At 65.1% G+C, this 16,062-nt stretch carries 14 protein-coding genes; 5 read left to right on the top strand and 9 right to left on the bottom strand.

Annotated features, from left to right (window positions below; genetic code table 11):
* Positions 1 to 11: 11 nt before the first annotated feature.
* Positions 12 to 566 (bottom strand): sugar ABC transporter, encoded by a 555-nt coding sequence (locus tag A9762_RS12800; RefSeq protein ID WP_069342393.1) that lies wholly within the window; start codon positions 564 to 566, stop codon positions 12 to 14.
* A 168-nt stretch (positions 567 to 734) separates the two neighbouring features.
* Between A9762_RS12800 and A9762_RS12795 the strand changes: the two genes are divergently transcribed.
* Positions 735 to 1,631: a LysR substrate-binding domain-containing protein gene (locus A9762_RS12795; RefSeq protein WP_069342392.1), complete on the top strand. Its 897-nt coding sequence runs from the start codon at positions 735 to 737 to the stop codon at positions 1,629 to 1,631.
* Between the two features lie 41 nt (positions 1,632 to 1,672).
* Here the strand turns inward: A9762_RS12795 and A9762_RS12790 are convergent, their stop codons facing one another.
* Complete coding sequence (locus tag A9762_RS12790) at positions 1,673 to 2,425, bottom strand: sulfite exporter TauE/SafE family protein (RefSeq protein ID WP_240493541.1); 753 nt, start codon at positions 2,423 to 2,425, stop codon at positions 1,673 to 1,675.
* 230 nt (positions 2,426 to 2,655) lie between these two features.
* Here A9762_RS12790 and A9762_RS12785 point away from each other — a divergent pair, with 230 nt between their 5' ends.
* Positions 2,656 to 3,645 carry a LysR substrate-binding domain-containing protein gene (locus tag A9762_RS12785; protein WP_069342390.1) on the top strand — a complete coding sequence of 330 codons (990 nt, stop codon included), beginning with the start codon at positions 2,656 to 2,658 and terminating at the stop codon, positions 3,643 to 3,645.
* Here the strand turns inward: A9762_RS12785 and A9762_RS12780 are convergent.
* The 6 genes from A9762_RS12780 to A9762_RS12755 form a co-directional block, all read right to left on the bottom strand.
* On the bottom strand, positions 3,578 to 4,480 hold the full coding sequence (locus A9762_RS12780) for an AraC family transcriptional regulator (RefSeq protein WP_069342389.1): 903 nt from the start codon (positions 4,478 to 4,480) through the stop codon (positions 3,578 to 3,580). The two genes, A9762_RS12785 and A9762_RS12780, sit on opposite strands and share 68 nt — an antisense overlap.
* Before the next feature lie 68 nt (positions 4,481 to 4,548).
* On the bottom strand, positions 4,549 to 5,229 hold the full coding sequence (locus A9762_RS12775; RefSeq protein ID WP_069342388.1) for a Fe2+-dependent dioxygenase: 681 nt from the start codon (positions 5,227 to 5,229) through the stop codon (positions 4,549 to 4,551).
* A 29-nt stretch (positions 5,230 to 5,258) separates the two neighbouring features.
* Entirely contained in the window at positions 5,259 to 7,793 is a 2,535-nt protein-coding gene (locus A9762_RS12770; protein WP_083253877.1) for a TonB-dependent siderophore receptor, read from the bottom strand.
* Between the two features lie 192 nt (positions 7,794 to 7,985).
* A complete protein-coding gene (locus A9762_RS12765; RefSeq protein WP_206093577.1) occupies positions 7,986 to 8,831 on the bottom strand; it encodes an ABC transporter ATP-binding protein in 846 nt (281 codons plus the stop codon).
* A complete protein-coding gene (locus A9762_RS12760) occupies positions 8,828 to 9,943 on the bottom strand; it encodes an iron ABC transporter permease (RefSeq protein ID WP_083253876.1) in 1,116 nt (371 codons plus the stop codon). Before A9762_RS12760 ends, A9762_RS12765 begins: the two co-directional genes overlap by 4 nt.
* Positions 9,944 to 9,957: 14 nt before the next feature.
* Positions 9,958 to 11,121 (bottom strand): ABC transporter substrate-binding protein, encoded by a 1,164-nt coding sequence (locus A9762_RS12755; RefSeq protein ID WP_069342386.1) that lies wholly within the window; start codon positions 11,119 to 11,121, stop codon positions 9,958 to 9,960.
* A gap of 237 nt (positions 11,122 to 11,358) precedes the next feature.
* Between A9762_RS12755 and A9762_RS28115 the strand changes: the two genes are divergently transcribed.
* The 3 genes from A9762_RS28115 (at position 11,359) to A9762_RS12740 (ending at position 15,316) form a co-directional block, all read left to right on the top strand.
* Positions 11,359 to 12,246, top strand: coding sequence for a response regulator (locus A9762_RS28115; RefSeq protein ID WP_240493540.1), 888 nt, complete (start codon positions 11,359 to 11,361; stop codon positions 12,244 to 12,246).
* Complete coding sequence (locus A9762_RS12745) at positions 12,239 to 13,774, top strand: ATP-binding protein (RefSeq protein WP_083253875.1); 1,536 nt, start codon at positions 12,239 to 12,241, stop codon at positions 13,772 to 13,774. Before A9762_RS28115 ends, A9762_RS12745 begins: the two co-directional genes overlap by 8 nt.
* Before the next feature lie 111 nt (positions 13,775 to 13,885).
* Positions 13,886 to 15,316, top strand: coding sequence for a chloride channel protein (locus A9762_RS12740; protein WP_083253874.1), 1,431 nt, complete (start codon positions 13,886 to 13,888; stop codon positions 15,314 to 15,316).
* Here A9762_RS12740 and tam read toward each other — a convergent pair.
* A complete protein-coding gene (gene tam / locus A9762_RS12735) occupies positions 15,247 to 16,059 on the bottom strand; it encodes a trans-aconitate 2-methyltransferase (protein WP_240493539.1) in 813 nt (270 codons plus the stop codon). The genes A9762_RS12740 and tam overlap by 70 nt on opposite strands.
* Positions 16,060 to 16,062 lie beyond the last annotated feature (3 nt).

The raw sequence follows: 16,062 nt of genomic DNA, 5'->3' as shown, positions 1-16,062 counted from the left end.
GGCTCCTGAGATCAGTTTCGTTCACGCTTGTCTTCCGGCGCACGCCGGCGAGCGCTCGTCAGTTGGTCGCCCATCGGCGTATAGAGATCCACGCCTTCCGGGGGATGCGCGAACTGCCTTGCGTCATGCGCCGGCAATACCGCGAGCCAGCGAGATGCCGGACACCGGTCGAGCGCCACCGCATGCATGGCGAGTGGCTTGAGTCCCATGTCGATCAACGGCGCCGGGCCGAGCGAGCACAGGGCCAGCCGCTCGCCCGTCTGCACCGCCGGGGCCGGACCGATATCGCTGTACAGGTTTCGGTGCCAATCGGTGATGTGCTGCTGCCATCGCGCAAAATTGCCACCGCCTTTGCGGCGATATTCGTCGCCGGTCAGTACATCCAGTCCGTAGACGGTATGGATGGCAAGGTAAGCCGGACACCCGTCAGTGATCGCCCTGAAGCGTTGCGACGTGTGAAAACCCGTCACGGAAATGAGGGCTGGCAGCTTTTCAAGGCTGTAAAAGGCGTTCCATTCCGCCTCGCTCGCCGCGTCGGCGAAGTTACATTCCACGGTGTAAATCATGAGGTGTCGTCGTTCCCGGAAGGCACGCATTCGTTGGTGAATCGCGCGTTCTCATTGCATGAACGTAATGCTAATCTTGCGTTTTACGTGGTCATAGCGACTAAACGTCAGGCTTCATTGATATTTAATCAAGCTGAAGTCATGCACTCACCCAGCGGGACGATTTCCATGCGACGCAAGATTCCGAGCCATTCCGCCCTTCTCGCGTTCGAGGCGGCGGCCAGACACGGCAGTTTCGCGCGAGCCGCCGACGAACTGGCCCGTACGGAAGGTGCCATCAGCCGACAGATCGGACGACTGGAGGAATTTCTGGGGGTGACGCTGTTCGAGCGGATCGGCAATCGGGTCCGTCTGTTACCCAACGGGACGCGATATGCCGCGCAGGTCGGCGAGATTCTGGATCGACTGGAGCGAGACAGTCTGTATCTGATGGGCCAGCCGGTCGAGGGGGCCAGCATCGATATCGCTGCCACGCCGACGTTCGCCACGCGCTGGCTGATCCCGCGACTCGGGCGCTTTACGCAGTTGCATCCGAACATCACGGTGCACATTGCAGAATGCATGGAACCCTTTCTGCTGGCCGGTAGCGGATTCGATGCCGCCATCCATTTCGATCATCCGGCATGGGCCGGCATGCATGTGCATCACCTGCTCGAAGAGGTGCTGATTCCGGTATGCAGTCCGGCACTGCTGGCGCGGGCCGGTGAACCGGCGTCGCTGGACAACTTGCCTCGCCTTCATCGACGGCAGCATCCGGACGCCTGGCAAACCTACGCAGAGGCTGTCGACATTCCGCTGTCCAACTCCGCCGTCGGCGCGCGTTACGATCTCCATTCCATGCTGATCGAAGCGGCGCTCGCCGGGTTGGGCGTCGCACTGGTGCCGCATCTGTACGTTGACGCAGAGCTTCAGCAAGGGCGATTAGTCGCACCCTGGCCGAAGGACAAAGCCGTATCGAAGCACTTTTGCCTCGTGCTGCCCGAGCCGATTGCGCTGAGTCAGGGACCGGTGCAGGCGTTTGCCCACTGGCTTCTCGACGAGGCACGCGAAACGCGCTCGTGCTGACGCGCCCACGACAAACCGCACGTCATGCCACTCGCCACGCCCTACTGCCAGGCCGCGCTCAGCATCACCCCACCGGAGACGATCAGCATCGTATCGAGCAGCCGCTGAAACACCGATGGCGAGATGCCGAGGACAAAACGCTTGCCGAGCATCGTCCCGAGCATCAAGGTCATGCCGACGATCAGGCCGTTGATCCACGCGGCGGCAGGTAACGCGCCGAGTCCGGAGAACATCAGCACTTTTGCCACGTAGATGAAGACGGAACTGGCCGATTCCGCGCCGAGGAAGGCGCCGCCCGACAAGCCGTAGGCCGCAAACGCCGGAACGCTGAGCGGTCCGGTCGAGAGCACGATACCGGTGAGGAACCCGATGACGGCACCCACGACAGCGAGTTGCCAGAGCGACAACCGCCACTGACGCCGTTGCAGGTAGTGGCGCGTCGGCACCATCGCGATGAAGAACAGCCCCAGCGTGATGTCGACGACGGTCGACGGCAGAATCCATAACGTCTTCGCACCGAGCGCCGCGGCCGGAGCACCCGGCACCGAGTAGGCGCAGACCGCACGCCAGTCGATCTCACGCCACCACGCCAGTACCTTCGAGATGTTGCCGAAGACGGCAGCCACCGCCATGATCGGCACCGCCTGTTTCGGGCCATACGTGTAGACCAGCACCGGCAACAGCATCATCGACGAGCCCGTGCCGACCACCCCACTCACCGCGCCGGCCGCCGTCCCCACAATGGCGATCATCGCCATGCCCCACGCGTGCCCCGCCAAAAATCCTTCCAGCATTCATGCCTCGCCGTTTTTCGCTGCTGATGTTTCGCTGCTGATTACTGCCGACTGCCCTTGGTCTATTCTCGCCACGTCGTTTCGCGTGGTAACCCGCGCGCTTCACTGGCACGTGGGGTCAGAGCCGCCACAATAAAGCATGATCATCGCTCACACTATCGATAAAATCGTCGCCCTTCCGTGATAAAAAGTCGCAGATAGACGATTAGGTCGCATTAGGAGGATTCGGGATGTCGCGTCAGCTACCGCCGCTACACGCGTTACGCGTGTTCGAGACAGCCGCCCGTGCGCAGAGCCTGAGCGCTGCCGCACAGGAACTGTCGATCACCCACGGGGCCGTGAGCCGTCAGATCGCGCTGCTCGAAGCGTGGCTCGGCCAGACGTTGTTCGTGCGTCAGGGCCAGCGCAACGTCGCAACGGACCATGCGCGCGCATTCGCCGCCGAGATCAGCGCGGCGTTCGACCGCATCGGCGATGCCGCGCTGCGCTTCGGCAAGGCGCCGCGCACGCGGGTGGTCCGCGTCAACGCCCAGACCACGCTCGCCATGCATTGGCTGATCGCCCGTCTGCCGGCGTTTCATGCCGCGCAACCCGACGTGCAGGTCGTCGTCACCACATCAAGCAGCGGCGACGCGGCGTTTCGTGGCGGGTTCGATGTCGCCCTCCGCCGCGATCCGCCGCCCCGTCCCGAGTGGGAACCGTATGAGAGAACGGTGCTGTTTACCGAACGCGCGACCGTCGTCGCGGCCCCTTCATTGCTGGAGGCGTCGCCTTTGCGTCGTTTGAAAGACCTTGCGAAGCACAACTTCGTCGCCACGCAAACACGCGTGGGCGCATGGGAGGAGTGGCTGAGTGCAGCGGGTGTGCCCGCACTGCGTCCCGTGCGATTCCATCGTTTCGATCACTATCACGTGAGCTTGCAGGCGGTCGTGGATGGTTTGGGCGTGGGGATCGGCTGCCTGCCGACACTGAATCGCGAACTCGCTGCCGGACGTCTCGCCATGCCGTTCCCGGACATTCAGGTCGACGGCGCAACCTACGTCACGCTTGTGCCACGCGACGCCGACAAGTCCAAACCGTTACGGGATTTCCTCGCATGGGTGCATGCCGCAGCCAGCACGCCTGTCGAGGACGTCGGCACCGAAGCGAAGACTAGGCGCCCGGCCCGACGCTCCACTTCCCGGGCGACACGCCAAACGCGCGGCGGAAGTACCGGGTGAAGTGCGAGAGATCGTTGAAGCCTTGCGCCAGCGCGACGTCCGTTGCCGATGCCCCCGCACGCAACGCGGGCAATGCACGGACCAGACGCAACTGATTGCGCCAGGCATGGGGCGCCAGCCCCGTCTCGCGGGAGAAAAGACGTGCGGCGTGGAACGGAGAAAGCTCGACCGCCTCGGCCAGCGCCGTGAGCGACAGCGACTCGGTGAGATCGGCGGACAGGCGCGCCTTCATCGTCTCGACGCGTACCGCGTCGCGATGCGTCGCCAAGGTTGGCACCCGGGCCTGCGCATGCCGCACCAGCATCATCGACACCGCCTCGATCAGCACGCTTTCCGCCAGTAGTGGATCTGCGCCGAGCTGAAGCAGTCGATGCGCCTCGAGCAGCCGGTACATTGCCTGAGCGTCGTAGATGACGTTCTCGCCGAACCACGGCATGGCATCGCTGATGCTGTCATGCGCGGTTGGCACCGCGATCGGCCCGGCCAGCGGATTGGCGAGTTGCCGATGCACGCCTTGCACGAAGCCGACGGGCAGATAGAACACCCGATATCGCCAGCCGAAGTCGGTCTCGCGCGCGCCCGTGTGCACCTCGCCGGGATGGATGATGGCGACCGAACCCGCATCGGCCACATGCTCGCCACCCCGATAGGCGTAGCGTTCGGCGCCCGCCACGATGCAGGCGAACGTGTACGCATCGTGCCAATGCGGTGCGAAGGTGTGGTCGTTGTATTCGGCCGTGAGCATGTCGCCCCCGGGAACGAGCGACGAGCGCCAGTACAAAGGGGCATTACGGAACGGCTGGAACGGCTGAAGGGGCTGAAATACGGCATCCATGGCCGTCACTTTACACCGGGCGACGCACGACCGTCCGCCGCCCGATACCGTTGGGATATCCGACGGTCTTACACGTCCGCCCACATGCGCAACAGGTTGTGATAGCTCCCCGTCAGTTGCACCAGCGACGCATCGTCCGCGCCGTGCTGCGTGAGACGCTGAATTGCCACATCCATGTCGAACAGCACGCTGCGTTGCGCATCGTCGCGAATCAGGCTCTCGATCCAGAAGAAGGACGCGAGCCGCACGCCCCGCGTGACCGGATTGACCTTGTGCACACTCGTGCCCGGATACAGCACCATGTGACCGGCCGGCAGCTTGACGGCGCGCTCGCCGAAGCTGTCGCGCACCACCAGTTCGCCGCCGTCGTAGCTGTCGGGGTCCGACAGGAACAGCGTGGCGGACAAGTCCGTGCGCACCCGCTCGCGCACGCCCTTGATGCCCCGCACCGCATTGTCCACGTGATAGCCGAACGCCTCACCGCCTTCGTATCGATTGAAGAGCGGCGGGTAGATCCGCCGCGGCAACGCCGCCGACATGAACACGGCATCCTGCGACAGACGCCGCAGGATCTCCTCACCCAGACGCTGCCCCCAGGGGTCGTCCTCCGCCAGTTGCCGGTTTTCCTTGGCCTGCGCCGACTGCATGCCTGCCGTCGCCTTGCCGTCGACCCACGTCTGCGCCTGCAATTGCTCGCACAGCGCTCGCGCTTCGTCGGGGCTGAAGACGGCGGGGATCTCGATCATCATGATGCTGTCTCCTCAGACTCGGAACGCGCTCAGAACGCGATGTCCGCGCTGACGGTCACCGTACGCCCCGCACCCGGCACGCCGTACAGCTGGAAACCGTCGAGCGAAGCGCCGATCTGCGCGTAGTAGAACTTGTTGAACACGTTGTTCAGGTTCAGGTTGACGTGCACGTGACGGTTCACGCGGTAGCGCGCCGCAATGTTATGCACCCAGTAGCTCGGCGCCTTCTCGTTGTCCTGCGTGTAGATGGGGTTCACGCCCGACGGGCCCGACGCGTTGCTGCTGTTGTTGTTCTGACCGCCGACGTAAAGGTTGTCGGTGTAACGACGGTGCCCCACGTACTGCACGCCATAGCTCAGTGCGAGGTCCGGCGTGACCTTGTACGACGTCCAGATCGAACCGCTCCAGTCCGGCACGTTGGCGGCCTCTGCCCCTTCGTTCGCGCCCTTGGTGATGCGGCTCTTCATGCGTGAGACGCCGGCGAAGATCGACCACTTGTCGGTGATGTTGCCTTGCAGGCCGAGTTCGACACCGTCGACACGCTTGGCGGGCAACGCGCGCACCGGCGACGTATCGTCGCTCGTGTACTGCCACGAGTTGCTGAGTTCCGTGCGGAAGATCGCAGCCGTGAAGCCGAGCGCGCCACCGGCGAGATCCCACTTGGTCCCCATCTCATACGTCTGCGACGTGGCCGGATCGTACTTGGCGGTCGACGCCGTGCCGAAGATCAGGTTGTTCGTGCTCGCGCCGATGGCGGTCGGCTGCGTGGCGCGGCTGTACGAAACGTAGATGCTGCCCGGCTCGACCGGCTTGTAGACGAGACCCGCACGCCCGCTCCACGCGCCATTCGTGCTCGACGTGATCGAGGCGCCGCTCGGTGCGTTCGTCTCCGCGCGCCAGCGGTCATAGCGCAGCGACGCCAATACTTGCCAGTGCGGCGACAGCGTGATCGTGTCGCTCGCAAAAATGGCCGCGTCGTTGACCGTCGAGCTGGACTGGTTATTGCCTTCCATCGACCAGGTGCCCGCGAACGAATTCGATGGGTTAGCCATGTTGAAGAACATGTCGCCCGCCGGCACGTAGGCCGCGCGCGGGTTGCCGCCGTAGGTTTCACGATACAGCTCGAAACCGGTCACCACGTCGTGCTTGAACGGGCCCGTGTTCGCCGAGAAACGCAGGTCCGTCTGGTTATCGAGGATCTGATAGCGCGTGGAATTGCCGAAGTTGCTGCCACGCAGAATGCCGTACGGCGCTGACGTCAGCCCGTAGTCGGTGTACGAGTTCACCCCACCGATGTTCGACAACGGCCCGATGCCTGTATAGCCGAGCGTCGCACAGCGAGTACCGGTGCAAATCTTGCTGCCATTGGCATTCGCTGCAAAGAATCGCGCGGGCGACAGCACCGAGAAGTTGTCCGTCTGCTGCCAGCGCAACTGGCTGCGAATGCGGGTGGTGTCGTTGAAGTCGTGCTCGACGCGCCCCGACAGCGACGTGCTCTCGGTCTGCTGCGTGTAGATGCCTGCCGCACCGTACCAGTTGCTCTGCTGCACGCCCGGCATCAGTTGACCGCCCGTGCCGCGCTGGATCGGCAGGCCCGTGTCGGGTACGTTGTTGTCCTTCTGATGGAAGACGTCGAAGATCACGCGCGTGCTCGTGCCCAGACCGAGACCGAGCGACGCGGCAATACCGTAGCGATCGTTCTTCACCTCATCGCGCCCTGCCACCCCGTTGTGATGCGACATGAGATTCAGACGCAGCGCCGTGGAGTCGCCGAGTTGCTGATTGAGGTCGGCCGTCATGCGACGGTAGTTGTCGCTGCCCAGCCCGAACGACGAGCGGTAGAAACTGCCAAGCTCGGCTTCCTTGGACACGAGATTGACCGAGCCGCCCAAGGCCGCCACCCCCGATTCGATCGTGCCGGTGCCCTTGTACACTTCGACGCGATCGAGGTCGAAGGTATCGTTGCGACTCGACAGCCCTGCATCGCGCACGCCGTCGATGGTAATGCTCTGCTCTGCGGAGAAGCCGCGAATCGAGAACAGATCGCCCCAGCCCAGATTGCCCTCGCCCGACATGAACGTGATGCCCGGCACGTTCTTCAGAATGTCCTGCAACGACTGGGCGTTCTGCTCTTCGAGCACCTTCTTCGGCACCACCGTGATGCTCTGCGGGATATCGCGCAGCGGTGCCGTGTATTTGGACGACGACACCGTCTCGGCTTTGTACGGTGCATCGACCGTAGCCGTGACCGACGTGGCCGGTAATGCTACGGCATCCGCCGATGCGGCCGTGGCCTGCGCGGGTGCCGCGGCACTGCCGGGTGCAGGCGCGGGCGTCACCGCCGTCGCGGGCGCGGTCTGCGCTGCCGCATGCAGCGATGCGGCCGCCAGCGCGGCGGCCACCGTCACGCGAGTCTTCAGTCGCAGACGGGTGTGGCGTGAGCTTGCCGAGGTTGTGGTGACGGCCGTGACCGTCGTGACGTCCGTCACACCGGACGCCGCCCCCGGCGACACGGCGAAGGGCGCGAGCGAGGCGTCGGTTTCCAACGAATTCAAGTGCTTCATCTGGTGTTATGCGTTATGAGATGAACAGACAAAAGGCGTCCTCGCGCGCCGGGGTGTGCGCGACACCGCCGGAGCGTTCGGACTGACTCGGACAACAAGGAAAAACGACGCGGCCGGCGTGGCGATGTGGCTGGGCGCGCCGGTGCAGAAACTACGAGGACCGGCGGGCCGCGTCGGGAGAGCGAACGACGTCTAGACGGGTGTCACGACGTCGTCCACGATCAGTTGCGGCAAGCCGCGCGAGCACCGCTCGACCCGGGCCTGCACGTCGAATACCCGCGCGATGGCGTCAGCCGTCACGACCTCGTCGACACCGCCCGCCGCGACCACACGACCGTCACGCAACATCACGGCAGCATCGGCATGGCGCATGGCGATCGAGAGATCGTGCATGACCACGACGGTGATCATCTGACGCGCGACCGTCTCACGCGCGATCAGACGCATCACCTGAAACTGATGATGCAGATCGAGCGCAGAGAGCGGTTCATCCAGCAGCAGAATGCGCGGCGCACGGATCAGGGCCTGCGCCAGACCGACCAGTTGACGCTGACCGCCGGAGAGTTCGTCGAGAAAACGCATGGCGAGCGCTTCGATGCCCAACTGGGTGAGCAGCGCCATGACGATGGCCGGCGTGGGCGCCATCGCACTGACCGACTCGCGCGATGCGTGCCGCGCGCCATGCCCGGCAGCGAGCACCGATTCGAGTACGCGCAGATGCACGCCCGCGGGCAGCGCTTGCGGCAAATAGACGACATCACGCGCCGGCACGCGGCCGGTACACCGATGCAGGGTCTCGCGACCGAAGGTCACTTCGCCGCGCCCCGACACGAGTCCGGCGAGCGTGCGCAACAGGGTCGACTTGCCCGAACCGTTCGGACCGAGCAGCGCCGTCACGGTGCCGGCAGGCAGCGTGGGCAGCGATACCGCGTGAAGAATGTGGCGACGCCCGAGCGTCACGTCGATGCCCGTCGCGCCTAGCGCAAGTGTGCTTGCCGGGGTTGCCGGGAATTTCGCAGCGTTAGCGGATACCGTCACAGCGACCTCCCGCTGGAGCGCACGACAATCACCAGGAAGAACGGAATGCCGACGAGTGCCGTCACGATCCCGACCGGGATGATGACGCCGGGCAACAGCGTCTTCGATGCAATCGAGGCGAGCGACATGACCAGCGCGCCCACGATGAGACAGCCCGGCAGATAGAAGCGATGGTCTTCGCCGAAGATGCCCCGCGCGATGTGCGGCGCAACCAGCCCGACGAAGCCGATGGTGCCGACGAACGACACCGTCAGCGCAGACAGCAGCGACACGCGCATGAGCGTGACGAGACGCAACCGCGCGACACGGATGCCGAAGCTTGCCGCACGGTCTTCGCCGAGCCGCAGCGCCGTCATCGCCCACGATTGACGCCAGGCGAACACCGCCATGATCGCGAGCACGGCACCGAGCACCCGCACCTGCGTCCAGTCGCTGCGCGTGAGGCTGCCCAGTGTCCAGAAGACGAGTCCCTGCAAGGCGTCTTCGGTCGCCACGAACTGCATCAGCGAGACGAGCGCGTGAAACACGAACACCAGCGCAATGCCCATGAGCACCACGCCCGAGGTCGGCAGACCGCGCCAGCGCGCCACGCCGTCGAGCACGAGCGCCGAGATGAGCGCGAAGATAAAGGCGTTGACGGGCACGATCCACACATCGGGCACGCCCGGCACATGCAGATTCAGCACGATGGCAAGCGCCGCGCCGAACGCCGCTGCCGCCGACACACCCAGCGTATAGGGGCTGGCGAGCGGGTTATCGAGGATCGTCTGCATCTCGCCGCCGGCCAGTCCGAGCGCGCCGCCGACGAGTACCGCCATCAGCGCATACGGCAGGCGGATCTGCCAGACGATGACCTGGGCATCGGGACTCGCGGTGCCCGGCGACACCAGCGTGCGCCACAGGTCACGCCAGCCAAGCGCCGACGGTCCGTGCGTGAAGTCCAGCGCCAGTGCCAACACGATGAGCGCCGCCAGCGCAATTAGCCATACCGCACGGCGCAGATTCAACTGGCGATAGCCGCTCGCCACCCCCGCATGCAACACGTCTTCTTCAGCCAGTCGGGCCGAGGGGTCGCTCAATGAAGGTTGCGAGGGTTGCGGCGGATGAGACATTTCTCCCGCAAGACTCACGGCTTGTCTCCGTCAGTCCAGTACGTTCCGTTGTACGGCACGGCGAGGAAGCGCTGGTGAATCTCGGTAAACGTGGCGTTCGCGTCGATCTGCTTGAAGCGTCCCGGATAGAACCAGCCCAGCATCGCTTCGACGGCGACGATGTTGTACGGCGAGTCGTAGAAGTTGTGCCACAACCCGTGCGTGCGTCCCTCGCGCACCGCCTTGATCGAAGCAATGCCCGGCGACTTCACGAAGGCGTCGAGCGACGCACGCGCGTCGCTGGCCGACGTTTCCGCGCCGACGTGGATGCGCAACTGGTTGGCATTGCCGCGCGTGCCGGTCGCAATATAGACGTCCGGTTGCGACGCAATCACGTGCTCGATGTTCAGATCGCCGATCACGCCCGGCAGCAAGTCGCGGGCGATGTTCACCCCGCCCGCCGCATCGACGAATTCGCCGATGTTGCCGTTGCCGACCGTATGACAGCATCCGGGCCAGACGCCCGCGAGCATTTGCACGAACACCTTCGGACGCTGGTTCGACGGAATCGTCGCCACGGCGTCGCGCACGGCCTTCAGATGCGATTCATAGAGGGAGATGTAAGCGTCGGCCTGCGCTTCGCGATGCATCGCGCGCCCCATCAGACGAAGGCTTGGCACCGTGTCTTCGAGCGGCTTCTGACGGAAGTCGACGAAGATCACCGGCACGCCGGCGGCGGCGAATTCCTTGACGAGCGCATTGTGACGTCCCGGGCCATGTCCGCCGATGCTGAAGATCGCCAGATCCGGCTTGAGCGCGAGCGCCTTCTCGGCGCTGACCGTGGCTTCCGAGGACTGACCGATCTTCGGAATGGTGTCGATCTGCGGGAAGACCTTCTCGTACTGCTGCCACGTCTGCGGGTCGAGCGACTGCAACTCGCCCTGCCAGCCGACAATGCGTTTGAGCGGCTGCTTGCCTTCGAGCAACGCCACCGCATACAGCAGTCGCCCTTCACCCAGCAGAATCCGGTCGACGTGATCAGGCAACGTCACTTGCCGGCCCGCCATGTCGGTGACGACTTCACCGGCATGCGCCGGCATCACCGCGCCCAGCGCCACCGACGCGACGACGCTTGCCACGCACGCCGCTTGTCTGGCAACGTTAGCCAGTGAGGTGCGACGCGAAAAGAAATTCAGCATAACGATGACATCCCACATTGAATCAAGAACCATTCTCATTTCTATTAGAATGTAGCGTTGCGTTGTGTTGGCTTCGTGTTGACGGAATTTCGGTATGTATTGGTTTGTATTGGCGTGTATCGGTATATGGGCGACGGGCGCAACGCGTGTGCTCGCCGGTAGACTCCCGGTCTTGGGAATGCCGTCGTGATGTCGGCCGGCGCTTCATTCCCTTCGTTCTCCTCGTCCTCTTCATCGATGACTTCTTCGCCCCCTTCGCCCACTTCGCCCGCCCATGCCCGCCTGCTGATCGTCGACGACGATCCGCAAATCCGCGACCTCCTCTCGGACTATTTGCGGGAGTCGGGCTTCGATGTCGCAACGGCTGCCGATGGCGTTCAGATGTGGGCGCAGTTGGCTGCACGTCCGGCCGATGTGGTCGTGCTCGACCTGATGCTGCCCGGCGAGGATGGGCTGTCGCTGTGCCGTCAATTGCATGCGCGCGGTGATGTCTGTGTCGTGATGCTCACCTCGCGCAGCACCTTGCTCGACCGCATCGTCGGTCTCGAAGTGGGTGCGGACGATTACCTGCCCAAGCCATTCGATCCGCGCGAGTTGCTCGCGCGCGTGAAGGCGGTGCTGCGTCGTGGCCCGCGTCTGCCGCCGGGTAGCGCACAAGCCGGAGCGACGTCGACGGTGGCCAGTGCGCCGCCCGCACCTTCTGCATCGTCGGCGCCAGGGGGGCCGAGCGCTCCCGTGCCGCACGGACGCACGTTCACGTCGACGCCGCCCATCGCCCCGCACACGTTGCCGTCGCAGGCCGCGTTCTTCGATTTCGACGGCTGGCGTCTCGACACGCTCGCCCGTCAGCTCATTTCGCCCGAGGGGCGTGTCATCACGCTTGGCGGCTCCGACTACCGGACATTGCAGGCGCTGGTCATGCACCCGCATCGCCCGCTCTCGCGAGACTTCCTGCTCGATTGCGCCTTCGGTCGTCATGGCGCGGCAAACGACCGAGCCATCGACGTGTGCGTGAGCCGTCTGCGCGCGCATCTCGATACGCGCGCGCGCCCGTCTCCGCTGATTCGCACCGTGCGTAACGAGGGCTACATGCTCGCGGCCGACGTGGTGGCCTCCAGTGTCTGACGCCTCACGCACGACGTCCGCACGTCAGGAAGCCAGCCAGTCGTTCGCGGCCCGCTGCCTTCGCAACGCGCGGCGCTATTTCGGCTGGCCCCGCACCCTCTCCGGGCGGCTCGCGCTGATTCTCGTGATCGGCATGCTCGCCACGCAACTCGTCACGGGCACGGTGTGGTTCGACGCACGCTACGGCCGCGTGGCGGAAGTGCCGGTGCGCTCGGGCGGTGCCCGCATCGCCGACGCCGTGAAGCTGTTCGATGTCGTCCCGCCGGCCGAGCGCGCTGCGCTCATGCAGCGTCTGCGTGCGACCGGTGTGGAGGTGCGCGAGATCGACACGCCCGCGCATGAACAAAGCATGTCGCACTTCTCGGACGATCTGTTCGACAGCGTGCTGACGTCGCAACTCGGCCCCGCGCATCCGTTCGTCGCCCATCCCGTCGTGCTTTACGACGACACCGGCGAACCGCTGGCGCTCGCCACCCTGCTGCGCGCACATGCCCCGACGGCACACCTCGCGGCCGACGTTCGCCTGCAAGACGGGCAGTGGTTGTCGCTGGCAGTCGTGGCCGGTCAGGCGGGACTGGACCTGCGCCCCGGCGCCGCGTTTGCCGACTACTTCGTACGCATCTATCTGGCGCGCATTTTCGCGGTCATTCTGATTGCGGTCATTGCCGTGCGAATCGCGCTGCGTCCACTGGCCCGCATGTCGGCGGCTGCCGACCGGCTCGGGCGCGACATTCACAGCCCGCCGCTCGATGAGAGCGGGCCGGTGGAAGTGGGCCGCGCCGCGCAGACGTTCAACGCCATGCAGCATCGCCTCATCGAAGCGATGCAGGCCCGCACCGCGTTCCTGGCTGCCGTCTCGCACGATCTGCGCTCACCGCTCACCCGCTTGCGCTTGCGCGCCGAAACGTTGAGCGATCCGGTGCAGCGCGAGCGCTTTCGTCAGGACCTGATGGAGATGGAAGCGATGATCGCGGCGTCGCTCGATCACGTGCGTGGTGTGCCCAGCGGCGAGGCCCTGCGCGACGTCGATATCGACGCCCTGCTGCACGCCGTGGCCGAAGACGCACGCGAGACCGGCGGAGATGTGCGCGTGCGGGAGCAGAGCGTGAGCGGCACCGTGCGTGGCTATCCGCGAACGTTGCGTCGCTGCGTTCAGAATCTCGTCGACAATGCGCTGCGCTATGCAGGCGGATGCCGTCTGTCGGCACATCTGTCGGCGCAGGGCACGCACCTCGAAATCGTCGTGGAAGATCGTGGCCCGGGTATTCCGGAAGCAGAGTTGTCGGCTGCGGTGGAGCCCTTCGTCCGGGCGGGCGTGCATCGGCAGTCGTCGAATCAGGCGCCGGGCGCTTTCGCCGCCGGACCGGACGGCGCCGGTCTGGGCCTTGCCATCGCCCGCACCATCGCACAGGCGCACGACGGCTCGCTCATCCTCTCGAATCGCCCGGGCGGCGGCCTGCGCGCCGAACTGCATCTGCCTGTCGCGGGTCCGGACGTTACCCTCGACACACATACGAAATACTCATAAATTACAACAAAACATTCATTTCTCTTATGCTGCGACGCGCCATAAAATCCGGGTATTCCCTTACCCACCCGGTCAGGACGTCAGCACCGACGTCAACCAGGACGCAGCAAAATGAATACCACGCAGGTCACGCAAGACACCCTTCCCACCATTACCACGCCAGCCCGCGCGGCGATTGCCGCACCGAACGGACGTGAACCGGCGACGACGAGTACGGACGACGTTCGTGCGACGCCGCTCGTCACGCTGGCCGTCGTCACGATACTCACCGGCGTGGGTGCGGGTATCGGCGGGACCTTGCTCGCCGCCCTGCTCCACATCGTCCAGCATCTCGCCTTCGGTTACGCGCAGGATCAGGTCTTCGGTGCACAGAGTTTCCTGACCGGTGTAACAGCCGCCTCTGCCGAACGCCGTTTTGCCGTGTTGACGTTATGCGGTGTCGTCGCCGGGCTCGGCTGGTACGCCGTGCATCGCTACGGCGCGAAGCTTGTCTCCATCAAGGAAGCCGTGGGCCGCGCCCGCCCCATGCCGGTGGGCAGCACGCTGGCGCATGCCTTGCTACAAATCGTGACGGTCGCGCTCGGCTCGCCGCTGGGACGCGAAGTCGCCCCCCGGGAGATCGGTGCGCTGGTGGCCGACCAGCTCGCGCGTCGCGCGGGGCTGTCGACGGAGCACTGCCGCCTGCTGGTCGCTTGCGGCGCGGGCGCCGGACTGGCGGCCGTGTACAACGTGCCGCTCGGTGGCGCGATCTTCGTGCTCGAAGTGTTGCTCGGCACCTTCGCCTGGCGTGCCGTGCTGCCCGCGTTCGCCACCTCGGCAATTGCCGCCGCCGTCGCATGGATCGGCATGGGCGCGGAACAGCAGTACACGATCCCCACGTTCGACGTGACGGCACCGCTGGTCGGCTGGTCGCTCGTGTGCGGCCCGCTCGTCGGCGTGGCGGCCTGGGCGTATGCGCGTCTGACGGAGAGCGCACGCGCCAACGCACCGCGTGACTGGCGCGCGCCGGTCTTCGCACTCGCCAACTTCATGGTGTTGGGGCTGGTCATCGCGTGGTACCCGCAGTTGCCGGGCAACGGCAAAGGACCGGCATCGCTCGCATTCAACGGCGAGCTGGTGACGGCGCTGGCGTTCGTGTTGCTCGTGCTGCGCGTTGCCTTCACGTGGAGCAGTCTGCGTGCCGGTGCGGCCGGAGGATTGCTCACGCCGGGGCTGGCCAACGGCGCGTTACTCGCCGTCGTGCTGGCGGGTGTGTGGAACGGCGCGCTGCCGCAGGGATGGGAGATGAGCGTGGCGCTCGGCGCGGCAGCCCTCATCGGGGCTACCGCATTCCTTGCCGTGTCGATGCGCATGCCGATCACGGCCGTCGTGCTGGCGCTGGAATTCACGCACGTGAATCAGGACTTCCTCGCGCCGATGTTACTCGCTGTCGCCGGCGCAGCCTGCACCGCGCGCTGGCTCGATCAGCGTGTTCAGCGGGTCGCGACGACGAAGAGTCGCGGGAACGGCAGCAGCACCGTGCCGTCGGCCAACGCCGGATAAGCCTTCGCAATTTCCTCGGTGTAACGATTCAGGAAGGCTTCGCGCGAAGCGTCGTCGAGTTTCGCAAGGAACGGACGCAACGCGCTTCCCTTGAACCATTCGACCACCGCCGGTGCGCCGCCTGCGAGCGGGTGGTAGTACGTCGTGCGCCAGATGTCGACGCGCGAGCACAGCGCGCGCAGCATCGGGTAATAGAACGTGGCGCCATGACGCGCAGTGCGCTCCGTCCCCTTGAGCGTATCGGCCCAACGCGGATCGGCGGCGACTTCGCGCATCAGTTGGTGCGCGGGCTCGTCGAGGTTGTCGGGTGTCTGCACGGCGAGCGATCCGCCCGGCGACAGACACTCGATCAGACGCGGATACAACGTCTCGTGATCGGGCAGCCATTGGAGCACGGCGTTCGCGAGAATCGCGTCGAACGGACCGTCTTTCCATTTCCCGATATCGGCAACGTCGAAATGAAACTGCGGCAGACGCTTGCGCGCCGCGTCGACCATGTCCTGCGAACTGTCCAGACCATACACCTGTGCCTGCGCGTAGCGCGCGGCCAGCACTTCGGTCGAATTGCCGGGACCGCAACCGATATCCACGACACGTGTCGCCTCACGCCCGGGAAGGTCGGGAATGGCGGCCACGAGATCACGCACGGGACGCGTGCGCTCGTCTTCGAACTTCACATACTGAGACGCCTGCCACGCCGGGTTGGTGGGGCCAGTGCTGGGGGACATCGTGTTTTGCGGCATGAA

This window comes from Pandoraea sp. ISTKB, assembly GCF_001721285.1.
Classification (GTDB): Bacteria; Pseudomonadota; Gammaproteobacteria; order Burkholderiales; family Burkholderiaceae; genus Pandoraea; species Pandoraea capi.
The sequence above is the reverse complement of the archived record's forward strand: the minus strand, read 5'-3'. Positions and strand labels throughout refer to the sequence as shown.

Bases quoted from the DNA above. Each gene is read 5' to 3' on its own strand.
- A9762_RS12780 (WP_069342389.1), bottom strand. From the start codon at position 4,480: ATGGATGCCGTATTTCAGCCCCTTCAGCCGTTCCAGCCGTTCCGTAAT.
- A9762_RS12775 (WP_069342388.1), bottom strand. From the start codon at position 5,229: ATGATGATCGAGATCCCCGCCGTCTTCAGCCCCGACGAAGCGCGAGCG.
- A9762_RS12790 (WP_240493541.1), bottom strand. From the start codon at position 2,425: ATGCTGGAAGGATTTTTGGCGGGGCACGCGTGGGGCATGGCGATGATC.
- A9762_RS12755 (WP_069342386.1), bottom strand. From the start codon at position 11,121: ATGCTGAATTTCTTTTCGCGTCGCACCTCACTGGCTAACGTTGCCAGA.
- tam (WP_240493539.1), bottom strand. From the start codon at position 16,059: ATGCCGCAAAACACGATGTCCCCCAGCACTGGCCCCACCAACCCGGCG.
- A9762_RS12785 (WP_069342390.1), top strand. From the start codon at position 2,656: ATGTCGCGTCAGCTACCGCCGCTACACGCGTTACGCGTGTTCGAGACA.
- A9762_RS12770 (WP_083253877.1), bottom strand. From the start codon at position 7,793: ATGAAGCACTTGAATTCGTTGGAAACCGACGCCTCGCTCGCGCCCTTC.
- A9762_RS12760 (WP_083253876.1), bottom strand. From the start codon at position 9,943: ATGTCTCATCCGCCGCAACCCTCGCAACCTTCATTGAGCGACCCCTCG.
- A9762_RS12740 (WP_083253874.1), top strand. From the start codon at position 13,886: ATGAATACCACGCAGGTCACGCAAGACACCCTTCCCACCATTACCACG.
- A9762_RS12795 (WP_069342392.1), top strand. From the start codon at position 735: ATGCGACGCAAGATTCCGAGCCATTCCGCCCTTCTCGCGTTCGAGGCG.
- A9762_RS12800 (WP_069342393.1), bottom strand. From the start codon at position 566: ATGATTTACACCGTGGAATGTAACTTCGCCGACGCGGCGAGCGAGGCG.
- A9762_RS28115 (WP_240493540.1), top strand. From the start codon at position 11,359: ATGACTTCTTCGCCCCCTTCGCCCACTTCGCCCGCCCATGCCCGCCTG.